The following is a 22,899-nucleotide window of genomic DNA, read 5'->3' as shown; positions in this document are numbered from 1 at the left end:
GCCATGGCCGAGGCCGCCTTCTTCAACGACCCCGACTATCCCGTTCCGGGCCATGGCAAGGTCTGGCTGGCGACGACGCGGGACGGCGCGTCGCTGCGTTTCGCGAGCTGGCGGCCGACCGTGAAGCCGGTGCGCGGCACCGTCGTCCTGGTCCAGGGCCGGGCCGAGTTCATCGAGCGCTACAGCGAGACCGCCGCCGAGCTGCGCCGCCGCGGCTTCCACGTCCTCACCTTCGACTGGCGCGGCCAGGGCGGCTCGCAGCGCTTCGTCCGCCGCCTGCGCAAGGGCCATGTCGGCCGGCTGAGGCATTACGAGGCCGACCTCGCGCTCGCCATGGCGGAAATGCAGGCGAAGTTCCCGCCGCCCTATTTCATCCTCGCCCATTCGATGGGCGCGGCGCTCTGCCTCGATGCCGCGCGCCGGGACAGGCTGCCGGTCTCCCGCATGGTCGCCATCGCCCCGATGCTCGGCCTCACCATGGTGCGGTATCCCGTGGCGGCGAGCCGGCTCGCCAGCATCCTGTACTGGCTCGGCTTCGGCCGCGCCTTCGTGCCCGGCGGCGGCGAAACCGCCATCGCGACGAAACCCTTCGAGGGCAACCGGCTGACCGGCGACCCGGTCCGCTATGCCCGCAACAGCCGGCTGTCGGCCGAGGCGCGCCATCTCAGCATCGGCGACCCGACCATCGCCTGGGTGCGCAACGCCTTCCGCCTGATGGGCCGGCTCAACGCGCCCTCGGCGGCGCTGGAGGTGAAGGTGCCGACCCTCGTCATCGCCGCGGGCCGCGACCCCGTCGTCTCGACGCCGGCGATCGAGCGCTTCGCGGCGCGGCTGAAGACCGGCGGCGCCCTGGTGCTGCCCGAGGCGCGCCACGAGATCCTGATGGAGAACGACGCGATCCGCGCCCGGTTCTGGGCCGCCTTCGACGCCTTCATCCCCGGCGAGGACCGGGCCCTGCCCGACTCAGCCAGCGAGCAGGGCGAGCGCGGCCTGATGCAGCGCCTTGCTGCCGGCGGCGACGACGCGCCCGCCCCCGGCGGCGCTGCCGCCGTCCCATGAGGTGACGACACCGCCCGCCCCCTCGATGATCGGGATCAGCGCGACGATGTCGTAGGGCTTCAGCCCGCTCTCGATCACCAGGTCGACATGGCCGGAGGCGAGCATGCAATAGGCGTAGCAGTCGCAACCATAGCGCGAGAGCCTGACCTGGCTCTCGACCCGCGCGAAGGCCGCTTCCTCCTCGCCCTGGAACAGATGCGGCGAGGTCGTCATCAGCGTCGCCGCCGCGAGTTCCGGCACCTGGCGCGTCTGCAGCCGCCGCGGCCCGCCCGGCCCCTCATAGCGCGCCTCGCGCCCGTCCCCGGAGAAGCGCTCGCCCGAGAAGGGCTGGTGCATCATGCCGTAGACCGGCACGCCCTGGCGCGTCAGCCCGATCAGCGTGCCCCAGACCGGGATGCCCGAGATGAAGGCGCGGGTGCCGTCGATGGGATCGAGCACCCAGACATAGTCGGCCTCGATGTTCTCGTTGCCGAATTCCTCGCCGAGCACGCCATGCTCCGGGAAATGCGCGCGGATCAGGCTGCGCATCACCGCCTCGCCTGCACGGTCCGCCTCGGTGACCGGATCGAACACCCCGCCGGGGGCCTTGTCCTCGAGGACGTGATGCGCCCGGAAGAAGGGCAGGATCGCCTGCCCCGACCGGCTCGCCAGATCGTTGACGAAGGCCCCGAAATCGACCGCGCTCATCCGCGCCTCCCCGCCTGCGTTTTTGTGCTCTGCAACATGAGCCTGATCCCGATCCCCCTCTAACACGGCGCCACACCCGCAGAAATGCCGTAAATGGTTTTATTTGAAACAGTTTTCAGCCATCGTCATGCATCCATGGCATGGCGACTTTGCCGATTGACGATTTCGCTTGCTTTTCCGCGCCGCACAGTCATATTGTGCACTTGCGAAGGGGAGATGACCTCAAGCCTTCGCTTGCCCTCCTTGGGCGTTTCCTCCCTAGACTTGGGCCGCCACGCAAGTGTGCGGCCCTTTTTTCTGGGCCTGCGCGCTTCGCGGCGGGGGCTGCGCTATTCGGCCGCCTCGCGCCATTCGTCGAGCCAGCCGCTCCAGCGCGCGAAGCAATCGGCAAGCGCCCGCGAGATCCCCTCCCGCAGCGTCTCGAAGCCGGCATGCGGCTCCAGCGTCGTCTCGTTCATGTAGAGCGCGCGGTTGACCTCGATCTGCAGCGCATGCACGCCCGAGGCCGGCGCGCCGTAATGCTCGGTGATGAAGCCGCCGGCATAGGGCCGGTTGCGGGTGACGCTCAGGCCGAGCCGGCCGAAGGCCTCCTCGGCGATGTCGATGATGTAGCCGGCGGCGCTGGTGCCGAATCGGTCGCCGAGGATGATGTCGGACTTGGCCAGCCCGTCGCGGTCGAGCCCCGCCGACGGCATCGAATGCGCGTCGACCAGGATGCAGGTGCCGAACACGCTCTGCGTCCGCTGCACGAGGCCGCGCAGCGCGGCATGGTAGGGCCGGTAGAGCGCGTCGATCCGGGCCAGCCCCTCGCCGATCGGGATGCGCCCCGGATAGATGTCCTGCGCGTCGCCGACGATGCGCGGGATGGTGCCGAGCCCGCCGGCGACCCGCATCGAGCGGGTGTTGGCGAAGGGCGGCACCCGCCCCTCGAACATGCGCGGGTCGAGCTCGTAGGGCTCGCGGTTGACGTCGAGATAGGCGCGCGGGAACTCCGCCACCAGGAGCGGCGCGCCCAGCGCGACGCCATGGTCGAACAGCCGGTCGACGAAGGCGTCCTCCGAGCGCCTGAGCCCCCTGAGCGGCAGCCGCGCCCGTTCGACGAAGCCGGCGGGGTAGCGGCGCCCGGCATGGGGCACGTCGACGACCACCGGCACCACCTGAAGGGCCGGCGGATACAGGCTGAACGGGCGCTCGATCTCGCCGACGACAGCGTCGGGAGCGGGCGGGAACGGGGCGCTGGACAAGCTCATCGCAGCCGACTGAAGCACACAAACCGGACGGGTTGAAGCGGTCCCCGCCGGGCAGCCGTCCCGCGGCGCGGATTCACGCGTTGTTTACCACGATGAGGCCTAATAGAAAGGCATGGTTCCAACGGTGCCGCGGGGTCGCTACCCAACCGCACCGGGCCCGGTGGCGGCACGGGCGCCAGACGCATTGAAACGGACGCTGCATCAGCCGGGCCGGACCCGGAGAGACAGGCCTCAGGGACGGACAGAACAGGCCCATGACGAAGATTTTGCTCGCGGAAGACGACAACGACATGCGTCGCTTCCTGGTCAAGGCCCTGCAGAATGCAGGCTATGACGTCGCCTCCTTCGACAACGGCCTGTCGGCCTATAACCGCCTGCGGGAAGAGCCTTTCGAGCTGCTGCTGACCGACATCGTGATGCCGGAGATGGACGGCATCGAGCTGGCGCGGCGCGCGACCGAGCTCGACCCCGACATCAAGGTGATGTTCATCACCGGCTTCGCGGCCGTCGCGCTCAACCCCGATTCGCAGACGCCGAAGGACGCGAAGGTGCTCTCCAAGCCCTTCCATCTGCGCGAGCTGGTCAACGAGGTCGAGAAGCTGCTGGCCGCCTGAAAGGCCGCCCGGCGCCGCCCGATGCGGATGCCGACAGCCTCGTGAGAATTTATGCGGCAAACGCCTTGCCAGCCGCGAGGCGACTCGCTATAGCCCCCTCACCTCGCAGCGTGAACGCGGCCGCCACGGCCCGGACACGCTTCCTGAAGCCGCCGAGGCGGCCAACGGGCGCGTAGCTCAGCGGGAGAGCACTACGTTGACATCGTAGGGGTCACAGGTTCGATCCCTGTCGCGCCCACCATTTTACTCCTTGTTTTGCAAGGACTTACGGCCACCCTCCGGGGTGGCCGTTTTGCTTTGGGGCCGCGAATGGGGCCGTGAACCTTCAAAGCCCGAAGATTTCATCCTGCTTCCCGCCCCAGGCGACGATCGTCAGCGAGCCGTCCGGCAACGGGCTCTGTAGGGCGAGATCTGCTCCCAGGGCTACGTCATCCAAGCCTCGCACTCGTCTGGCGTCGTCAAGATCACCGGCATGGCCTTCGGATGGACCGCCTTGACCTAGGCGTTCGCGTCGGTGGTGAGGAAGGCGAACAGGTCGGCGGTCACCTCGCCGTCCTTGACCTTCCGGACACTGCGCCATTGCGGCGTCCAGACACCGGCGAAGAAGGCGGTCGGGCGCTCTTCCCCAAAGGCGAACCAGATATCCTCGCCCGCGTCCTTGTAGAACTCGCTGAAGGAGGTGAACTGCTCCAGACAGCAGCTTTCCATGCCAAGCCAACGCGTCCAGTATTTGGTCTGCCGGATGTTGGTGTTGCCGGCGTTCGACTCCATGTGGATCAGCTGCTGCATGTCGACCGGCTTGCCCTTGGCTTCGAGTTTCGCGGCTCGCTCCTTGGCGGCTTTTTCGAGCACGATCGGTTGCGCCGGCATCCCCACCTGGCCATCGCAAGCTCGGACCCGCCGCCGCCCGCCGGGTTGCGGATCACGGGCGCGGTGTAGTCGGGGAAGATTCCTGGCTACGGGACGACCTAGTCATCTGGAACTGAAGTAAGCATCATTGTATGCTGGGCTCTGGTGATGAGGAGCGCAGTATGGCGAACGCGGGTGGGCGGCCTACGGCACCGTTGATTTTGGAGACGGAAGAGCGGGAGTATCTGGAACGACAGGTCCGCCGGCAACGAGTGGCGCGATCAATGTCGGAACGCTGCCGGATCATCCTTCGCTGCGCCGACGGCATTCAGAGCAAGGTCGTCGCGGCCGAGTTGGGCGTGCACGAGCACACGGTTGGCAAGTGGCGCCGGCGCTTCCTCAAGGATCGTGTGGAAGGACTGCTGGACGAGGCTCGTCCGGGCAGGCCGAGAACGATCGAGGATGACCAGGTCGCCGCGGTGATCGAGCGCACGCTTCGCTCGAAGCCTGCCGACGCTACCCACTGGTCGATCCGCTCGATGGCGGGCGAGACCGGCTTCTCCCATACTACGATCCGCCGCATATGGACCGCTTTCGGGTTGCAGCCGCACCGCTCAGAGACGTTCAAGCTGTCGAGTGATCCCCTGTTCGTCGACAAGGTCCGCGACATCGTCGGGCTCTACCTATCGCCGCCCAATCGGGCATTGGTGCTCAGCGTCGACGAGAAGAGCCAGATCCAGGCGCTCGACCGGGAACAGCCGGTCCTGCCTATGATGCCCGGCGTGCCCGAACGTCGAACTCCTGGCTACGTCCGCCATGGCACGACCTCCCTTTTCGCAGCGCTCGACATCGCCTCGGGCTTCGTGATCGGCAAATGCTACAAGCGGCACCGCGCCGCCGAATTTCTCGACTTCCTCAAGCAGATCGATGCGCAGGTGCCGGCCGACCTCGATATCCACATCATCATGGACAATTACGCGACCCATAAAACGGCGCTCGTCCGAGCATGGCTCGCCCGCCGCCCGCGCTACCATGTCCATTTTACCCCGACCTCGGCATCGTGGTTCAACCAGATCGAACGCTGGTTTGCCGAACTCACCCGCAAGCAGTTGCGGCGTGGCGTCCACACCTCAACCGGCCAGCTTGAACGCGATATCCGCACCTTCATCGAGCGGCATAATGAAAAGCCGAAACCCTACCGATGGACCAAGTCCGCCGACGAGATCCTCGCCTCCGTCAAGCGCTTCTGCCAGACCGCAGAACGCACGTTATGTGGCGAACTTTAGATTCAGATGACTAGGTTCAGGACTCATTGATTGAGCCAGAAGATGAAGCTTGCGGCGAAGGCGATGGCGGACAGGAAGGTGTGAGCGCATCGATCGTATCGTGTGTGGATGCGTCGCCAGTCCTTGAGACGGGCGAACATGTTCTCGATGCGATGGCGTTGGCGATAGAGCGCGCGGTCATGCGGGATGAATGTCTTGCGATTGATTTTCGAGGGAATGCATGGGGCGATGCCGCGTGCGGCGAGCGCGTTTCTGAACCAGTCGGCATCATAGCCTCTATCTGCGAGCATGGTGCTGGCGGGCGGCAGAGCGTCGACGAGCATGGCGGCGCCCTTGAAGTCGCTGGCCTGCCCCTCGCTCAGCGCCAGGCGGAGCGGACGACCGCTGCCGTCGCAGACGGCATGGAGCTTCGAGGTCAGGCCGCCGCGGCTGCGCCCGATACATCGGGGTAGAGCCCCTTTTTGAGCAGGCTGGCGGCGGTGCGATGCGCCTTGAGGTGCGTGGCGTCGATCATCAGCCGGTCCGACGCGTCGCTATCGGCCGCCAGTTCAGCGAAGATCCGATTGAACACGCCGAGCCGGCTCCAGCGGATGAAACGGTTGTAGATCGTCTTGGGCGGACCATAGGCGGCCGGCGCATCGCGCCAGCGCAAGCCGTTGCGGATCACGAACAGGATGCCGCTCAGCACGCGCCGGTCATCGACCCGCGCAACCCCGTGCGACAGCGGGAAATAGGGCTCGATCCGGCGCATCTGCGCCTCGGACAGCAACAGCAGATCATCCATGACGGCACCTCCCGCCGCCATCGAATCAGCCAATCGCCCGATCCGCAAACAATTTAATAGGTCCTGAGCCTAGGGCGCGACGTCGAAGCGCGCGAACAGCTTGCGCATGGCCTCGACGTTGCGAGTATGTGAGCAGAGGTTGCACATGATCCGCTCCTGGCTCGCCCGACGCCGCGACTATCAGGCCCTCGTCGATACCGAGGCAAGCAAGCTCGTCGAGCGCGAAGGCGGCGCCGGCTACTACACCGCCAGGCAGATCGCGAGGGCGGCTCGTGACCAGGGCGATCACCAAGCCGTCAAGCTTTGGGGCCGCGTCGCCCAGCAGGTCGCCGACAGGACCGGCCTGGTGCCCGGGCACAGCAAGATCGGGAGGCCGGAATCAGAATGGTGAAGTTCGCCACGTGGTCGCGGTGGCGGCCCTTTCCCGACCCACGCAGGGGCGAAGACCTGGTCGCCCCGATCGGAGCCGGCTGCTACGACCTGCGCTTGCGCTCCACCGGCGAGCGCATCTTGTTCGGCACGGGCGCGCACCTGGCAGAGCGAATGACCTCGCTCCTACCTGCACCCTTCGGCAAAGGCACCCGGAACAACTCCGGAAAGCGCCAGTGCGTCTTGGATGAGATCGCGGACATGGAATACCAGACCATAACGTTCGCGACGAAGGCCGAAGCCCAAGCCTTCGAGCGGACGCTGCGCGGCCTCGGCTACCGATTCCCCGACCTGATCAGTCCTCTACATCATACTCGGCGGCCAGCCTGTCGTAGGCATCCTCGGCGGCCATGTCGGCATCCATCGCTCGCTGGACCTCGTCCAAGGGCACATGAACGCCGCCGAAATGGCTGACGAATGCCCAGGCGAATCGGGCGTCATCGAAGGTGATCCGCACGGTGAGCGGTTCGATAGTCTCGATCACGCGCATCCCTATCTGCCAGTCCCCGCACCAGGCTTCCATCCGGCGAAGGCGATCGCCGGCGGCGTGGCGGTCGAGGCGAAGCTCGACTTGGTGGACCCAGCTATTCATCGGCGCCGCTCGTCCGGCTGCGGACCACGGCCAGGCGCCCGTAGACATAGCCGTACGAGACGGAAGCGTTGTGATCCCGTGCCAGCGCGTCGACATCCGACAGTAGCATGCGGACCGCCTCCCGCGCATGGCCAGCGGCTTCGGCGATCACCGCGTCCACGTCCGCGTCTGTCGGATGTGCGGGTTCCAGCTTCTCTTGCCGCTCTGCTGCCATTGGGGCTGCCCTCGAAATGAGAACATAACTAGAACATCAGAGTCGGCGCGGGAGTCAAGTGACGCCGTAGTGACCATCGGTTAGGCTTCACTTCGAACCATCAATAGGCAGATTATGGATCGCGAATGAGCGAACGTCCCCTCAATATCGTCAACGACCTTCTCGACCTCAGGTCACGCGTCGAGTGTCATGACGAGGAGACCTTTCACCTGCGATCGGAAGCCCGCGTCGGCCGGCCTGAAATCGATAAGCCGGTCGGCGTCATCACCGCCAAGCGCGTCTTCATCAAGCTTGAACTGGATGGCTATGAGATCCGACCGGGGAATCGTCTCGGTGAGCCCGTGAAGCCACCCGTCGTCGAAGAGACGAAAACGGTGATCGAGAGGAACAGCTCGGCATCCGCGGGAGCGAATGCACAACTGGCGATCGCCGCAGATGGAAGGCCGAAAGCCGCGGTCGGCGTAAAAGGCGGCGCCGCGATCGAGGGTAAGGCGAAGTCGCAGACGACGAGCAAGACGAAGGTCGAACGCGGCTACGTCAAGGCCATCGGCGGGGACGTATGGGTGATTGCATCGATCGAGCCGGAGCGCCATCTGGAGGTCGCGACATACGTGACCGACGACGAAGTCCTATGCAAACTCCAACGCAGCAAAGGCGCCAATCGCAGCGCGGTTCGGATCAGCGGATACGTCAAGAAGCGGGACCTCGATTTCGTTCCGCAAGATACCCGTTTCAGCCTGCTGAACTGGAACAAGAAGCAGACGATCAAGGCGTTCCTCGCAAAGGCGATGGGCGCCCAAGCGAAAGACGAGGGCGAGAGACTGGTGATCTCCGAGCAGGAAATCTCGAATGAATAGGGGCGGCCCGCTCTCCGATCTCCTGACCGCCGACGATCTCGACCGGCTTGAGGCCGTCGAAGAGGTCGACGACGACAACTTCATCCGGCTGATCGAGAGGCTCGGGCTGGATCGCAGGGTCGACCTGCGATACCGTGATTTCTCCGGCGTGGACTTTTCGGACTGTGACCTGCGCGGGTGTGATTTTACCGGCGCGGATCTGAGAGGCGCGACCGGTCGAAACGTCGAGTGGGACGATACCACCATCCTAACTGCCGCCGACCTCGATCGCTCGATGTTCGTGGTCGAGCCCAAGCGTCCGGACATCGTCCAACGGTTACCAGAGCTCGGCAAGGAATACGCTCGCATAAAGCGGGCCTATTGGACTGACCAAGCGATGTGGGTGATGGACTCTCTGAAGGAGGGCATCAAGAACCCGATCGAGCGGCAGGCATTGGCGATGTCCCTCTACTTCGACGCGACTGACGGCTTCGTCCGCAACACGATCCTCCAGTTCGTCATCCACGGCAGCGGGCGAGAGGCGCGCCTGGAGTTCCTGAACAAGATCATGACCAATCGCCAGATCCCACCCGGCACGATCGCAAGCGCCCTTCAGACATTCGGGCGCGTGCTCCGGCAGGATGACCAGATCGCGGTTGCGCTCCTGGGCATTGCGGAAGATCCCGGCACACCTCCAGCGATCGTCAAGGAAGCGGTCCGCGCGGCGCTTCGGAACAGGTACATTTTGAAGCACAATCGACGCGTCTATCGTCTAGTCCGTGCGGGCCAGGATACGGAACTGGAGAACCTTTATATCCGGGCCTTTGCGGCGGCGATCGGCGTGGATCATGCGACTGCCGTTTCAGAAGGTCGCGCCCAGGGCGGCGTCTCCTTCGGAGAGAAGGTAACCATGGAGCGCGTCCGCGAGATCGCCCTGAACGTCTGGCGAACCAAGCAGTCGGTCGAGGCCGGCCCCCGGCATGAATGGCGACCCATTTTTCGGGACATTGGCTCGCGGCTGGAGTTCGAGCCATATGTGATGCGGCTGCTCTCCGAACTAGTGGAGAAAGGCCTGAAACTGAATCTCGATTTCGCGCAGGCGGAGGAGAGTTTGGTGCCTGCGTAAAAATCGTGATTTCTGCGTAAGAACGAAGCGACGGCCCTCGAAAGGACCGCCGCCTCCCCGCAAGCGATTGAGCGCGCTAGCTAAATCGTCGTGAAGGTTTTCTCGCACGGTTGCGGGCTGATCGTGCTTGATGCGCGATAGTATTTGGCCACCTCGCGCCGCTCCCCCGGCAGCGCCTTCACCCGCCGCTTCGTGCAGGGCCACAGTGAGTGGGCTATGTCTCGGTCACCCCCTGCCGTCGACCACGGCCATCGCCAGCCGGCCCTTGCAGGCCCTTCGCACTGTGCTCTCGGTGCAGCCGCGGTGCCGAGCGTATGCGCGCTTCGCCCTCCATTCGGGCTCCCGATTTTCCCAGGACCGATCGGACTCGGGCCATCCGCACTGAAGGTTTTCACAGAACCAAGCACCCAGGTCCGTAAGCCAGAAGCTCGAGCCGGTCGGGTCGATCTCCAGGCAATTCAGCTTGGAGAGGATTTCATATTCTTCCCGCCACTCGTCAGCGGCGTAACCCCAGTCCAGTCCGCTGATGCTGCTCGTGTCGAGCACGTGCCACGCCATACTATCGTAGATGTGTGCCATGACTACTCCACTCTGCTTAGAGAAGCCTGACTTGGAGATCGCTAGCTGCTGCCGGCCGGGTCCAGGCCTTTTCGAAAATTGCGCCTACGCGCTGACCGATCTCCATCAGTTCCGGGGAAAGCTTCCCCGACGCGATGGCATCGCGAAATTCCGCGAGTTCGACAGGCGCCGGGTTTATGAACATGAATCCGCGCGCTCCCTTCGGACGCCCCAACCGCGTGGCTCGGACGCCATCGTCATCGGCTTCCGCGAGGATGGTCATCAGCCTGCCGCGATGAAGAAACGTCGCCCGGTCGGGGCCGACAGCGACGAACTGGATTTTGCGCTTCTGCGCCATGATGCACTCCATGCTACTGACTGGTCGGATCGCCGGGGTTGGCTCTCCCCGTGGCAGCTCCTGCAAGCCGCCCCAGGCAGGGCCGAGGCCGCTAGCCCTGCCTGTCCGTCGTCGTGCGCACGCGATCGCTGACGATGGCGTGGAAGCGGGCGCCGACCCTCATCTCAAGGTCGGAGGTTAGCGAGGCACGAATGTTATCCTCCCACGCTTAAGTCGCTTCTTCTCACTACGCAGATGAGCGAGCCTATCGGCGGGCGGGGTGACGATCTCGGTGCTGGTGACGCTGAGGGGCATGCTGCAACTCCACTTGATGACGATGAAGATGGGCGATTTGCGACTTGAGTCCAGCGCCAAAACTACCCTGATTTACTTAACCTTACCTCATATAGGGTCTTGCATCGCCGCCGCCCCCCTGCATCTTGTGCCTGAGCGGCGGCAAGGGTTTACGTGACGGATCCGGCGGCCATCGACCTGGCCTCCCAATCGCCCAGGCGTAGGCGGCGTCAACGAGATCCACGCTCTGATCTCGCTCGATCCGGATCGGCCCAGCCTCATGGAGCGGCGTCACTTCGTCGTGGAGTGGCCGTAGACGAGGAGCTCCTCCACAATGACGACCCGACGCGGGACGAAAAGCGGCCGATTAAGCCCCGGCCGCAACGCGCCGCTTCGAACCGGGACCCTCACCGACATGGCGGTGAGGGCAAGATCAAAATTTGGCATTAGCTCGGCAAGATCGAGGGCCAGGACTAACCACGCCATTCGGCCTAGGTCGCCCTCCGACGATTTGGCGCTGATGAAGCAGACGCTGGCGGAGACGCAAGCGATCGGGCGCAGTTGAAGCCGCGCGCACTTACCCATTTTGTCGTTTTCGTAGTCTCTCGGCAGCATGGCCTTCGAGGCCGCATCCGGCCGAGGAGGCACACATCATGAAACGCGTTTTGCTCGCTATCGCCCGCGCTCTCGCCGCAATCCCGAAACTGGCCTGGACCGTCTGCACGAAGACGGGGCAGATGATCCTGTCGCTGATCCCGGCGCCAGCGGGTCCGGTCACCACCGCCGCCGGCGGCGAGGCCGATGAAGCGCTGGAGATGGCCCAGGCTCGCCAGGAGCAGGCAGAGATGGCGCCGAAGTCGCAATCGCAGGCGCACATTGCCCTAGCCTACGCGGCCACCCTGGTAGCCGGAGGATCGCCGCCGAATCTCGTGGGGCAGCCGCCTGCATTCGTGCGCTGGCTCGAGGACCTGACCCCGTCGGCGGCCCGTCGACTTTTCAAAGCCTCCGTGGCCCAGATCGAGGCGCATCTCGATCCGAAGTGCGCTGAAGATCACCTCGAAGGCGTTCCTTCCATCGGAGCAAGGCCTGCCAGCGCCGCCGCTGTGGGGCTCGGCTCGCAGAAGGGGAACCTCGCTCATGCGAAGATCGTCGACGACATCCTGGCGGGGGTTATTATCAACGAAGAAGATGAGGCAGCTAGACGAGCCGCCTGATCGCTGCGTGAGCCCGCCCGAGATCGAACCGCAGCCGGTTGATCTCCTCCTGCATCGCCGCTTCCCTGCGCCGGGACGCGGCGACTTCGTTTTGGGCGGTGGCCAGGGCGGCTGCTAGTCGGCGGACGCTGGCGACCGAGTTGGCCTCGGCCTCGGCGGCGATCCGCTCGTCCCGGCGCCGGATATTGTTCTGGACAATGGCGTTGGCCAAGCTGCTGCCGATGACCGCGGAGCCCATCTCGAGATTGAAAGCATGGTTCGACATGGGGCGTCCTCCGTTTCGGGCGGACCCTATGACTCTCACATGAGATTCCCTGCAGTCCAGCTCGATCTCCGGGATTCGTAAATAAGGATCCAACGCCGCCAGTACGCGACAGTCTAAACAAGTCCCCAGCCCCAGCCCATCTGATGAGCGTCACGACAATCCGAAACGTCTACCGAGAGCGTCGAGAGGCTTCTCGATGCCAGCTTCGACAAGACGCTCCAAGGCCCCCCTCCCCAACGTCGCGGAGCAAGACGGCAACCGACGTCGCCGGCTTGATCCAGGCAAGCGCCTCAGCCAGGGCCTCAACGATAGCGGCGTCGACAGCGGCCGAATGAGCGGACCGAGCTAGACTGGCGCGAGCGCGGACGACGGAGAAGCGGCGGCGATCAGCGGCTTTGGCAGGATGGGACAGGGCCGACGTCATGAGCGAGATCATGCTGTGTGTCGGCGCAAAGTACGAACGAGGGTATTTTGGAGATCGGGAAGTTGCCCCTTTCGTCGACCACCCCAAAGCCGTACGCCACCCAACCTCGGCAAACTGTGAACCGCTTCGTCGGGCTCACGCAGCCTCTTCAGGTTCGTCGAGACAATCACGCCTGGCATCGACGAGGGCTTTCGCGGCCAGAATCCGCAGAGCGACGATAGCATCTTCGTCATCGCGATCCGCTTTGGTGATCGCCGCCGCAGCTTTCGCTAAGTCGGCCTCCGTCATCTCGCGGCCGCTGCCGCTGATCTCGGATCCGCCAAGATCGACGAGCGTGCAAAGCTCACCTTCGTGATCGATCGAGATGTCGACGCGAATGTCCTTAAAGAAGCCGCAGAAGCGCGCCGCCCGCCGTGAAGACGAAGTATCAAGCGTGACCAATTCATCGAAACGGAGCTCGCCGAGCGCATAATCGTCGGCGTCGAGGGCTTCCTGATCAAACTCGACATACCGCTTCGCTCCGCGCGCAATGCGGTACTCGCCTGGCTCGCGGGTCGGTCTGACGACGTCCGCGAAGTCCCAGCCCCGCGGATAGCTAATCAGCACGAACTGGTTTTCGTCCCAATAGCCGCTCTGTGGGACGATCTCGGCGAGGGCGACATATTCGTTCTGGCTCTCACTCCAGCCATCGTGATGGCAAATGAGGCGCTCATCCCGCATGTCGGCAAAAACGGCAAACTCGACAGGGCAATCCGCCAGGTGCACGTAGCCCTCGGGATCACCAAGATACAGCGATCTCGGCACGAAGATATCTTCGGCCTTGCCACGATCGATCAGCAAGCCGAGGCGCTCCGATGCCGCCAGCGTAGAGATGCTGTCCGACGCATGACCGGCCGCCATGGCAGCGGCGGACGCCTCTTCCTTGGTGCGGCCGTAACCCGCGATCCGATCAGGAGCAGCGGCAGTGAATGCGATGAATCTCGTCCTGGCTTTCGCCATGTCTTCCTCCGTTGTGAGCAACCGGGACTGACGCTCGTTCGGGATTCCGGCCTCCCGCCGCTCGCCTGGGCAAGCGTCACCCCATAGGCGCAAAAGTCACACGCCCCACTCTCGCTCGCGTCAGGTTCGGCTCAGTAGGGAATCTCCTCGTCCCAGCGGTCCGGCCCGGTGGGTTTTCTAACCGGCTGCGACGGCTGCCTGTGCAAGCGGACAGGACGCCTCGAGCCGGGCATGACGGGCCTGGCCCCCGGCAGAGGCTTCCCCATCGCAGCAATCGGAAGCTCCGGCAGCGGCAGGGTGGCGTGCGCTTTCGCGAGAGCATTTTCCAGATCGCGGCAGGCCTCGACGGCGGCCAGAGAGAGACGAGCATCGATGCTGCCAACGATATCGGTCAGCCGCGCGGCGAGAGCGGCACTGCGGAGATTCTGCAGGCGGGCGCGGAGTTCCGAAGCAACGGGCGCAGGGCATTCCATCAGGCGTTTTCCTCGAAGAGGTCGGGAAGACGCGCGGCTCGCTGACGATCGAGGTAGCGGTCGATCCGGAGGGTGTCGATCCGCTTGCGACACGCCTGCACGGCAACCGACAGCGCGGATCGATCGACGTACGCGATCAGATCGCCGGCCCAGTCCTGCGGTGCCGCCTTGATGTCGACGATCTCGGGACCGGCGGAGCGGACGACGAAGTGCCTCCCGTGCTTGCGCGAGATGAGGCGGGTCATGGCACACAAGCGCGGCCCGAAATCAAGATCGACTTCCGAAATCTCGGCCGCGATCGGTCCCTTGCCAACATCGGCAACGATATAAAGACCCATACAGCGAATTCTCCGGCTGCCATGAGGATTTATCCACAGATGGAGGATTCGATACGCTGATACAACGTCAACTTCACTCAAAACAATGCCTTGGTTAACAAGATAAAGCAGAATTGAAGCGCCATAATGACTTCATTTTATTAACCAAATCGCGGAATGGCCCTTGCGTCTATACTAGAAGACGCTCCGTCCCGCAGCCGCAGCGATGACGATTGGCGAAGCCCCAGCCAGATGATCGGTTGCGGCGGTGCGCGGGTTCGCGAAGATCCTCCGGCACGCAGGCCGGCATCGATCACGACAGCGCGAAAAGCCCTGACAGAATTCAGGCCCACCACCCGTCGCGTTGGGTGGCAGGCCTAAATGCTCATTGGGGTGCCCTGAGCCAAGGTCTATATATTGTAGCGATTCATTCGTGAACCACAAGAGAGCGATCAACGGCCTCCGGTGTCGTCCCTGACCGGCAATCCGAGACGCTTGTCGAAAGCGCGGCGAGGCTTGTCCTGGCCGGCATGACTGAGGCGCACCAGTGCAAGACCGGCCAAGCTTCGCACGAATGCCGCAGCGGACATGTCCGGACGCAGCGACCCGAGTGCTTCCGTCAGCGCGTCGAGGATGGCGCCATCGACCGCTCTGGCCTCGCGCACGAGCTTGCGATGCCGCCGGGCGCGTTCGGCGGCCAGACGCGCCCGGTGGGCTCGGAGGGCGCGAGGGTTGGTCTTGTCGATCGGCATCATCACAAGACTATTCGGGATGGGCGGGAAAGGCACAATGGCCGGGACGTCGTTGGAGGCCGGACGTCGTTGGAGATCATACCGGGCCGAAGGCCCTTGCCGGATTTTTCTCGTGGTCATCCCGCAATCCCCGCCGGAGCGGCAGCGGAGGCAAAACCCCGACCATCGGGCCTGGCCAGCCTGCCTTCGGCTGGGTCAACCCAGACCTGCGCGCGCGCAAGCGCGCTTGCATAAGGAGTATAATTATAAGACGAAGCGGCGCCGCCGCCCCTCGATTTTTCAATGACTTGGTCGGCCGGCCGAGTGCAGCGGCCTTCGGGCCGAACGACGTCGGCCGGGACGCGCCGTCAAGGTCCGGTATCACCCTGTCGCTGCGGGAAAATACGCGCAGCGGACGGCTGCAGGGCCAAAAACGACGAAACCCGACCGCCATTCGGGCAGCCGGGCTCATGCGGGCGCAAGGCCCGTCTCATCATGCCGCAATGTCGGAACGGCCTGCGGGTTCTAGGCCGCCTGCACATCGGGCGGGGGTTTGGGCTCCTCCGCGGGCGGGAATGTCGTCAGGATCATCAGGACGTCGAGCGGCAAGCGGCTACCCAAGCCGCCGATGGAGATAGCCGACCACGACCACGGATCCGACGGCGGCTTCGCCTGGGCCGCCTCCATGACGCGCTCGCGCAGGATGGCTTCGGCATCGGCCCGCTCCTGGAGAAGCTCCTCCCGCGTCGCCGTCGCGGCGTTCGGGAGCCGGCTCATCGCGCGATCGAGCTTGCTGGGCGCGGGGATGACGGCGAGCGCATTAGTGACCGCGCAGGTATCGACGACCTCGTACCGATCGAGCTCGCGGCCGAGCCGGCGCTGCGCGTCGTAAATGGCCTGCCACATATCCGGTGCCCAGACCGCGACGCGGACGAGGCGCCCATCCGTCTCGCCGTCGACCCAGATCCGGACGGTGGCATATCCCTGCGCCACACGCGGGTTCATGGCCGCGATCGCCTCAGCGATCATGGTCTCGCCACCGATCACCTCGGGATGGAGCGCAGCCCCCTTCTCGTCGAGGACGCCGCCCATGCGCCTTGCGAGCTCCGCCAGGCCCGCTCCCTTGACGACCTGATCGAGGGTCAGGACGTCGTCGACAACGAAGTCACTCGGGACGCAGGTCGCGCAGACGATCCAGAGCGGCGCCTCACCTGTCCGATACACCGGGCGCAACCGGCCGGCGAATTGCCGCAGCTCCTCCTCGCGCCACTGGGCCTGGATGGCGCGATGCCAGGGATACCCATCGGGGAAGACGGCGTCCTCGATGGTCACATACGCGCCATCACGGCGCTGGAGGCGCCTCTCGCCCTTCGGGGCCCGCAAGCGCTGATTTCCCACCCAGCCTGTGCCGTCGGCATTCCAGTCGGCCTCCTCGGTCTCGTCGTCATAGCTGAACGCGGCCGCCAGACCATCGAGCACGTCGATAGGCAGCTCCATGCGCCCGACACTGAGCGCGACAGCATGGTGCTTGTAAGCGTCGAGGCCACGGAACGCCCCGAAATGGCCGAAGTCCGCATTCGGCGGCGAGCCCCAGGCGGCCTTCACCGCCTTCTCCACCGGCAGCGTCGAGCCGATCAACACGCGCTCGGTCGGGTAGAGCCCGCAGAGATGCGAAATGAGATGCCGGACCTTGGACAGCCTGATCGCCGCTCGCTCACGGTCGTCCGGCGCCTTGTTAGCGTCCGTCTGGGGCAGCAGGCTCTGGTCCGAGAAACTTTCGGCGATCACCACGGTGCGAAGGTGCAGCGGCGCATCGACGCGATGGACGCGAACCGGGCGCGACCCGTAGAGCTTGCGAAGGATGCGTTCGTCCGCGCTGGCATCGAGGAGGAACGTGGGACGATTTGCGAGCACGAATTTGCCGCGCCAGGAGATCCTGATCTGCGGCTCCTGCCCTTCCGCCTGGAGCAGCTTGATCCGGCGCTCACGGCCTTCGCCCCGCCTCTTGCCAGAGCGATAGGCAAGAATGGCGTCCTCGACGATGCTCCAGAAGCGCCACTCGATCATCAGATGGTCCGCCTCGGGGCGGGCCAGCAGGGCGTCGACCTCGGCTGCGCTCATATTCGGACGCACTGCGAGCGCCGAGCTCTTGGCCCGACCGCAGATCGTCTTCGCCGCGTGCACCAGCTCGAGGCCGTTGATCGACTTCTTCGACAGCGACGATTTATAGACATAAGATGCCAGCGCACGTGCCGGGCATTCGCCGGCGAGCAGAGCCTTGATCGCGAGATCGGCCGCCCGATCGCGGTTGATCACGTAGTCCATGGCGGACATGCCATTGCGCCTGTCCGTTTTCAGCAGAAACGGCAACTTCCTGGCCATTCGCAGCGCTTCGATCGGCAGGAAAGCCGTCCGGGCGATCTCGGGCCAGAATCGCTCGTCGATGATGATGGCGCCGATCCTTTCCGACACAGGCTTGGGCAGCGGCGCGGTCAGGTAGGCATGCGGCATCAGGATGAGGTCGGCCGTTCTGGCGAGCTCGAGTTGCGTCCAGACCGGACAGACATCGCGATGGACGCAAACCTCCTCGCGCTTTTCCTCCGTGACAGGATCGACCGTTTGCGAAACGCACATGCCGGCGATGGAGACGTTGGCGGCCTGGAGCTTGGCCATGCGATCACCGAGCAGGCAGCCGGCGGCAACCTTGCCCTTATACTGAAGCACCGTGATGTCGCGAGCCGCGTCCAGTGCTTCCGCCCATGCGTCATCTGCGCCAGCATCAATCGCAACGGTCTTTGCTTCCTCGGCATTGGCATGACCGGGCAGGAAGACCGCGAGCGCGAAAGGGAGCGGGCCCCGCTGCTCCCTCATCGCGACGAACCTCCGGATCAGCGTCGAGGTCTTGCCGGCACCGGTCGGCGCAACGAGCGCTCCGACCTCGTGCAAGGCGTCAGGAAGCGCCTTGCCTTCCTCCAGCAACGCCGCGATCTGGTCAGCGCTGTCCCAGAGCTTCGTCAGGAACGATTCGATCGCATCGCGGACCTCGTCGGCCACGCGCTCGCCGACTGCGATTCGCGCCGACGTATCGAGCAGGCGCAGCCTCTCCGCGCGATCGCGATCCGGCATGTGATCGGCGTCGATCTTCCGAAGGATTTTTCGTGGCGAGGTGCGGCGGTGCTTCGAGCCCGGCTCGGGAAGCCAGCCCTTCGCCTCGCCGAGGTCGCCATCGATGGCGAGCACGGCGTCGGTCGGCGAGATGATGCGGGTGCCGTCCTCCTGCACCGCGACGATGGCCGGCCTGATCCTATCCGCAAGGAGATTGTCTCGCGTCCTGCGGAAAATGCCATCGGCCTCGCGGCGGATCGCTTCGTCGGAATGCCAACGCCCGGTGCGGCCGAGGCTGCGCAGGGCCTCATCGAGGTAACGCGAAAACACCACTTTGCTGCCGTCCTCGCTGCGGACGGCGTCGGCATTGAGCCGAACGTAAGCGAGGGCGCGCCGGAACAAGAATTCCTGCCTGCCGTCAACAAGCTTCTTGCCAAGTCCATCCTTTTCCCAGACGCCGATCTCGAGGCGCCGCGGCGGGGTGATGACCTCGCCATCGAACGCGACCGCTTCCCCGATGAAGGCGCTGGCGACCCCGGTGCGATAGCGGGCGAGCGGGCGCCACTGATCGACCGCGTCCAGAAACTGCCGCAGTTGATCGGCGGTCACCAGCGGCGCGGCTTCCGGGCCGGCCTCCGCGAGATGCTTGACCGGCCAGGTGAAATACTGCCCGGTCTTGTAGTGCTCGCCGAAGCAGGTCAGCGCCTTGCCGTCCGACAGGATCTCGATCTGGTCGGAAGACGGCTTGCCATTGTCGTCGAAGCGATAGCTTGCCGAGCGCAGGAGGTGATCCGGGTCGCGCCGATAGATCAGGGCCGGCCGCCGGCCCCAGCGATGGAACGGCGTCTCCCCGAGGATCTCCAACGCCAAACGGATAATGCGGGTGGTATTCGGCTCGCCCTCGACATCGATATCGATGGCGAAACTGTGCCCCGAAGCCGGGCAGAATTGCACCGCGACGTTCGACAGGCCCGCCTTCCAGGACCAGAACTCGATTTCCGCTGCAGACGGCAGCTTGTCGCGATATTGCGACGGCCGGACCGACTCGCCGGCGACCAGCGCCGGCCGGCGGCCGCCATCCCGGTTCTGCGGGAAGATCGACCAACCCTGTTCCAGGCAGCGCTTCGCCCACCACCTGAAATGCGGCTCGTGCGGCTCGTGCCAGCGCGAGCGAACGGTTCCCTTGGGGGTATCCTCGGTGACAGGCCGCGCGCCCTTGAGGAGCGGATGGTCGAAGACAAAGGGAAGGCCCTCAACCGGAAAAGCGCTTGCAGGCTTGGACTCTTCGGACGCTACCGACACAGGAACTCACCTTGGCTAGACTTGCGCCGGGGGCACCCCTGCAACCGATCGCAAGCAAATCGAATCCAAACCTACCAGATGGCCGAGCAACTTCAAAATCGAGAAGCTAACTCACCTTAGCTTCCGATCTTGATTCCCAAAGTTGACGCCAGGACAGGAGCAGCGTTCGTAACGATCAACGCTGAGGTTATTTTCTCAGCGTCGATGATGCTTACCTGACGCACCAGGGCGATGAAGCGTCGCTCAGCCGGGTGGCTGGCAATGCCCGCGCATCAATGCAGCCGGGACGAGCCGGCCGCGCCCGACGGCGAACCGACGCCCTTCGAACCGAAGACCTCATCGAAATCCCCGACGTCCCGAAAGATCATCTGCGCCTGCTCCCTGGAAGCGACGACCATCGACGTCGTGGCGCAAGACAGGCTGCCGCCCTCGCGGATCGCCCGCGCCATGAGAGGCATGCCCTTGGCCACGATATAGCCAAAGCCGTAGGGCTCATCGCTGTCGTGATAGATCAGGAAAACCACGCCGGCGGGAGCAAAGAGATCGCGGTACCAATCGCGCTGGTCCACTCCGGACGCGATAGCACGCTTCATGGCTTCCAGGTTACGGTTGGCCTGCTCAAGCCTACCCCGCCACTCCGCCGGAACCGGCAAGCGCCCCGACGGGCTGGACAACCGGAAGCTCCTCTTCTTCCGCTTCTTCAGCATCCGCTCCCGGTCCAGACGGGTGTCCGTCGAAAAGGCAGCGCGAATCCGCATCGCCTCGGCCGCGTCCGAGCAGTGCCAGGCCGTCACCTGGACATCGATCCCCTCGTCGGAGGCAGGGTTGAGCGACATCGCGCGGGCAATCGTCTTGGCGCCCTGGAGCACATCCGTCGTGAAAGCGCCCGGCTCCTCCGCATGCGGCACGATCGCGAAGACGATCTCGTTCTTCGCGAAGAGGTCGCGCATGAAAGCGATCGGCTCGGCGCTCTGAACATCGAACGCATTGCGGTTGGCGTAATGCAGGAGGTCCGGGTCGAAGTCGCAGCGGATCCCCTCCGACCTGGAGGACTGGGTGGCACGAAGGATGGCGGTTCGGGTGTCGATCTGGATGATCATGACGATGTGTCTCCGGTCGATGATTTGGAGTAGAGGGTTTGAATTGCGGTTCCCGCGACGATCACCGTCCAGCGGAACAACCACTGCGCTGCTGATAGATTGCCCTTGCTCGGCTCGACGGGCTTCGCGTCAAGCGAGCCAGCGGCCGATCTTCGTTGAAACGTTTGGCGGCGCGCGCACCGATCTCCATCCGTGCTCCCCGGCAACGAAATGGCGGGCGACAGGCCGCGCGCGTTTCTCGGCAACGATGCGCTTCATCAGACGAGCCCCCTAGCAATCCGATAGACTCCCGGATAGTTCAAATTCAGAATATTGGCGGCCGAAAACGCACCCCGTGCGCCTCTGAAGCGCTCGATGGCAGCAATCTTTGCGCTCTCGTCCTTGAGCGGCATTCTATATAGCCTTTTGATTGACGATTTACTTACGATATAAGCCGCTCGTTAATTGAAGGTTACTTTCTCAAAAATAGAGTTTTTACCGGAGTGCATTGCGGAGTTCATGGTTAATTGCCTCGTTTACGGAAACTTAATTTGACGCGCCATACTGTCTTGGCCGGAGGTTTTATGCGTGGGGGCCGGACTTCAGAATCGGCGAATGCCGCACGCGGACGGAAAGGCGGTCAGCCGGCCATCCAGAGCGGCCAATCGCCGGTGAGCTCCGGATGGCGAACCGACGACCGCTCTAATTCGTCGAATTCGTGTCCAGATGCGTCGGCATCCAGCCGATGACCACCTTGCCGCGCTTGTCGCAATAGTGGAAATACACGCGAATGAGACGCTTGGGGGTGCGGCCCCATTTCAGGTGCCGTTCGAGCTCGACCTTCCTGCCCTCCCAGGAGGCCGTGTAGCCCATCGTGGAAAGCTTCGACGCGTCGGCGAGCGAGGGCACCTCCTCGAACAGGGTGCCCCGCAAGGCGGCGGCGTAGGCGCCCGAAGAGATCTGTTCCTTCCTCATGGGGACATAGCTGTCCCGAAGAAAGGTCAAGGCGGTGTAGAGGCGCTCGACATTGACATCGAGACACTTGCGGGTCGCCTTGATCGCCTTGGGCAGAACGATGACATCCGGCCCCAGGTGCCTATCGACAAAATCCAGCAGCTCTTCGAGCGTCTCGGGCGGCGCGACAACGGCAGCCGAGGACGAAGCTCTTTCCCGGAGAGCCAAAAGCTGCGCGCGAAGCGACGCTGTTTCGGCCTCGAGCTGAAGCTTCTCAAGCCGAAGCCTCTCCCGCTCCGCCTCGCTTTCGGCCAGATCTTCAGCCGCAAGGTTGAACAGCTCTTGCGCTTCCAAGGCCTGCTTTTGAAGCGCGGCGTGGTCCAGGTCGACGGTCGCAGCCCCACCGTTGAGGCAAACATCGTCGGCCTCCGAGAGGACGATATCCTGACCCGGCCGCACGTTGAGGCGCCGGGCCTGGTTCCGAATGTGATGGTCAGCCACTCCCAAGCGCGCCGCGAGGGCACTCATGCTCGAGCACGAGCTGATCATCTGGCACAGCGCAGCGTCATCCGGCAATCCGCGCCGAACCTGGCGCCGCCCGTCCACACCGATCTCTGCGGCCTTCGCCGCGAGCAGGGTCGTCGTGACATGGAGATTCCGCGCAAGCGACTTCAGCCCGCTGCCCTGGCCTGCTTCCAGCAGCATCCCCCGGAGGATGTCGTCCGGCGGCAGCCGTTCCCGCCCGAGGCGGAACTCACTGCGGACGCCAAGCCTGCGCGCATGCTTGGCAACGGTTGTTTGGGATACGCCGAGCTTCGCCGCAGCCTCCTTGAGCGAGGAGGATGCCTGGATCACCGCGGCAAGATCGCTCGCATTCGGAAGCGGATTGCGAGCCAACCGCTGCTTGCGACGCATCCTCGCAGGCCCGACCGTCACTCCCGTGTTCGAGTCGGCATGCTGGATCGTCTGATTTACGCAGTCGTGTTCAATGGACGCACTACGGGCGTCGAGGGAAAATTCGGTCATGCACGGTCTCGCCGATAGTGGGCTAGCTACCGTCAGTCCGGCCTATGCCGCGACCGAATGGTTGGGGATGATCCTAATAGCACCCCCTTTTTAAT

At 64.3% G+C, this 22,899-nt stretch carries 23 protein-coding genes, 1 tRNA gene and 1 pseudogene; 8 read left to right on the top strand and 17 right to left on the bottom strand.

The features are described 5' to 3' along the window. Positions 1-3 precede the first annotated feature (3 nt). The gene (locus tag ACWH43_RS04805; RefSeq protein ID WP_158444283.1) at positions 4-1,059 is read left to right on the top strand and encodes an alpha/beta hydrolase; all 1,056 of its coding nucleotides are present in this window, start codon (positions 4-6) and stop codon (positions 1,057-1,059) included. Here ACWH43_RS04805 and hisN read toward each other — a convergent pair. Both hisN and ACWH43_RS04795 read right to left on the bottom strand, forming a co-directional pair. Beyond that, entirely contained in the window at positions 964-1,746 is a 783-nt protein-coding gene (gene hisN / locus ACWH43_RS04800) for a histidinol-phosphatase (protein ID WP_158444284.1), read from the bottom strand. The two genes, ACWH43_RS04805 and hisN, sit on opposite strands and share 96 nt — an antisense overlap. A 329-nt stretch (positions 1,747-2,075) precedes the next feature. Next, entirely contained in the window at positions 2,076-2,996 is a 921-nt protein-coding gene (locus ACWH43_RS04795) for an N-formylglutamate amidohydrolase (protein WP_158444285.1), read from the bottom strand. 254 nt (positions 2,997-3,250) lie between these two features. On the opposite strand from ACWH43_RS04795, the gene cpdR reads away from it, so the two are divergent. Both cpdR and ACWH43_RS04785 read left to right on the top strand, forming a co-directional pair. After that, complete coding sequence (gene cpdR, locus ACWH43_RS04790) at positions 3,251-3,610, top strand: cell cycle two-component system response regulator CpdR (protein WP_038363805.1); 360 nt, start codon at positions 3,251-3,253, stop codon at positions 3,608-3,610. Between the two features lie 166 nt (positions 3,611-3,776). Beyond that, positions 3,777-3,851: transfer RNA gene (locus ACWH43_RS04785), tRNA-Val, on the top strand. 84 nt (positions 3,852-3,935) lie between these two features. On the opposite strand, the pseudogene ACWH43_RS04780 reads toward ACWH43_RS04785, so the two are convergent. Then, positions 3,936-4,566, bottom strand: a pseudogene (locus ACWH43_RS04780) (SOS response-associated peptidase family protein); the annotation flags it as partial. A gap of 75 nt (positions 4,567-4,641) precedes the next feature. On the opposite strand from ACWH43_RS04780, the gene ACWH43_RS04775 reads away from it, so the two are divergent. Further along, entirely contained in the window at positions 4,642-5,745 is a 1,104-nt protein-coding gene (locus ACWH43_RS04775; RefSeq protein WP_260349791.1) for an IS630 family transposase, read from the top strand. Positions 5,746-5,768: 23 nt separating this feature from the next. On the opposite strand, the gene ACWH43_RS04770 is transcribed toward ACWH43_RS04775, so the two are convergent. Beyond that, a protein-coding gene (locus ACWH43_RS04770) for an IS5 family transposase (RefSeq protein WP_260349792.1) occupies positions 5,769-6,529 on the bottom strand; the annotation gives its coding sequence in 2 pieces (ribosomal slippage) (positions 5,769-6,196 and positions 6,196-6,529; 762 coding nt in all). Positions 6,530-6,674: 145 nt separating this feature from the next. Between ACWH43_RS04770 and ACWH43_RS04765 the strand changes: the two genes are divergently transcribed. Beyond that, positions 6,675-6,920 carry a hypothetical protein gene (locus ACWH43_RS04765; protein ID WP_260348436.1) on the top strand — a complete coding sequence of 82 codons (246 nt, stop codon included), beginning with the start codon at positions 6,675-6,677 and terminating at the stop codon, positions 6,918-6,920. 333 nt (positions 6,921-7,253) lie between these two features. Here ACWH43_RS04765 and ACWH43_RS04760 read toward each other — a convergent pair whose 3' ends face one another. Continuing rightward, positions 7,254-7,550 (bottom strand): hypothetical protein, encoded by a 297-nt coding sequence (locus ACWH43_RS04760; protein ID WP_260348439.1) that lies wholly within the window; start codon positions 7,548-7,550, stop codon positions 7,254-7,256. After that, positions 7,543-7,710, bottom strand: coding sequence for a hypothetical protein (locus ACWH43_RS04755; protein WP_260348440.1), 168 nt, complete (start codon positions 7,708-7,710; stop codon positions 7,543-7,545). Before ACWH43_RS04755 ends, ACWH43_RS04760 begins: the two co-directional genes overlap by 8 nt. Before the next feature lie 179 nt (positions 7,711-7,889). On the opposite strand from ACWH43_RS04755, the gene ACWH43_RS04750 reads away from it, so the two are divergent. Together ACWH43_RS04750 and ACWH43_RS04745 are read left to right on the top strand one after the other, a co-directional pair. Further along, positions 7,890-8,621, top strand: coding sequence for a hypothetical protein (locus ACWH43_RS04750; protein ID WP_260348441.1), 732 nt, complete (start codon positions 7,890-7,892; stop codon positions 8,619-8,621). Next, complete coding sequence (locus ACWH43_RS04745) at positions 8,614-9,726, top strand: pentapeptide repeat-containing protein (RefSeq protein ID WP_260348444.1); 1,113 nt, start codon at positions 8,614-8,616, stop codon at positions 9,724-9,726. Before ACWH43_RS04750 ends, ACWH43_RS04745 begins: the two co-directional genes overlap by 8 nt. Before the next feature lie 225 nt (positions 9,727-9,951). Here the strand turns inward: ACWH43_RS04745 and ACWH43_RS04740 are convergent, their stop codons facing one another. Together ACWH43_RS04740 and ACWH43_RS04735 are read right to left on the bottom strand one after the other, a co-directional pair. Further along, on the bottom strand, positions 9,952-10,305 hold the full coding sequence (locus ACWH43_RS04740; RefSeq protein ID WP_260348446.1) for a hypothetical protein: 354 nt from the start codon (positions 10,303-10,305) through the stop codon (positions 9,952-9,954). Positions 10,306-10,321: 16 nt separating this feature from the next. Beyond that, entirely contained in the window at positions 10,322-10,642 is a 321-nt protein-coding gene (locus tag ACWH43_RS04735) for a hypothetical protein (RefSeq protein ID WP_260348448.1), read from the bottom strand. Between the two features lie 926 nt (positions 10,643-11,568). On the opposite strand from ACWH43_RS04735, the gene ACWH43_RS04730 reads away from it, so the two are divergent. Further along, entirely contained in the window at positions 11,569-12,129 is a 561-nt protein-coding gene (locus tag ACWH43_RS04730; protein WP_260348450.1) for a hypothetical protein, read from the top strand. Here ACWH43_RS04730 and ACWH43_RS04725 read toward each other — a convergent pair. The 9 genes from ACWH43_RS04725 to ACWH43_RS04685 all read right to left on the bottom strand — a co-directional run bounded on the left by ACWH43_RS04725 (position 12,113) and on the right by ACWH43_RS04685 (position 22,804). Then, a complete protein-coding gene (locus tag ACWH43_RS04725; RefSeq protein WP_260348454.1) occupies positions 12,113-12,394 on the bottom strand; it encodes a hypothetical protein in 282 nt (93 codons plus the stop codon). The genes ACWH43_RS04730 and ACWH43_RS04725 overlap by 17 nt on opposite strands. 559 nt (positions 12,395-12,953) lie before the next feature. Then, positions 12,954-13,817: a hypothetical protein gene (locus tag ACWH43_RS04720; RefSeq protein ID WP_260348457.1), complete on the bottom strand. Its 864-nt coding sequence runs from the start codon at positions 13,815-13,817 to the stop codon at positions 12,954-12,956. Between the two features lie 131 nt (positions 13,818-13,948). Continuing rightward, positions 13,949-14,290, bottom strand: a complete 342-nt coding sequence (locus ACWH43_RS04715; protein WP_260348462.1) for a hypothetical protein — start codon at positions 14,288-14,290, stop codon at positions 13,949-13,951. Further along, positions 14,290-14,628: a hypothetical protein gene (locus tag ACWH43_RS04710; protein WP_260348466.1), complete on the bottom strand. Its 339-nt coding sequence runs from the start codon at positions 14,626-14,628 to the stop codon at positions 14,290-14,292. The genes ACWH43_RS04715 and ACWH43_RS04710 overlap by 1 nt, the downstream gene beginning before the upstream one ends. Positions 14,629-15,059: 431 nt before the next feature. Next, positions 15,060-15,362 carry a hypothetical protein gene (locus ACWH43_RS04705; protein ID WP_260348469.1) on the bottom strand — a complete coding sequence of 101 codons (303 nt, stop codon included), beginning with the start codon at positions 15,360-15,362 and terminating at the stop codon, positions 15,060-15,062. 501 nt (positions 15,363-15,863) lie between these two features. Continuing rightward, the gene (locus tag ACWH43_RS04700) at positions 15,864-19,745 is read right to left on the bottom strand and encodes a hypothetical protein (protein WP_260348473.1); all 3,882 of its coding nucleotides are present in this window, start codon (positions 19,743-19,745) and stop codon (positions 15,864-15,866) included. A 272-nt stretch (positions 19,746-20,017) separates the two neighbouring features. Then, positions 20,018-20,845 (bottom strand): hypothetical protein, encoded by an 828-nt coding sequence (locus ACWH43_RS04695; protein ID WP_260348478.1) that lies wholly within the window; start codon positions 20,843-20,845, stop codon positions 20,018-20,020. A gap of 257 nt (positions 20,846-21,102) precedes the next feature. After that, entirely contained in the window at positions 21,103-21,237 is a 135-nt protein-coding gene (locus ACWH43_RS04690; protein ID WP_260348482.1) for a hypothetical protein, read from the bottom strand. 289 nt (positions 21,238-21,526) lie between these two features. After that, entirely contained in the window at positions 21,527-22,804 is a 1,278-nt protein-coding gene (locus ACWH43_RS04685) for a hypothetical protein (protein ID WP_260348484.1), read from the bottom strand. Positions 22,805-22,899: the final 95 nt, after the last annotated feature.

This window comes from Allobosea minatitlanensis (genome assembly GCF_964020775.1).
This window is presented reverse-complemented; position numbering and strand designations above follow the sequence as displayed.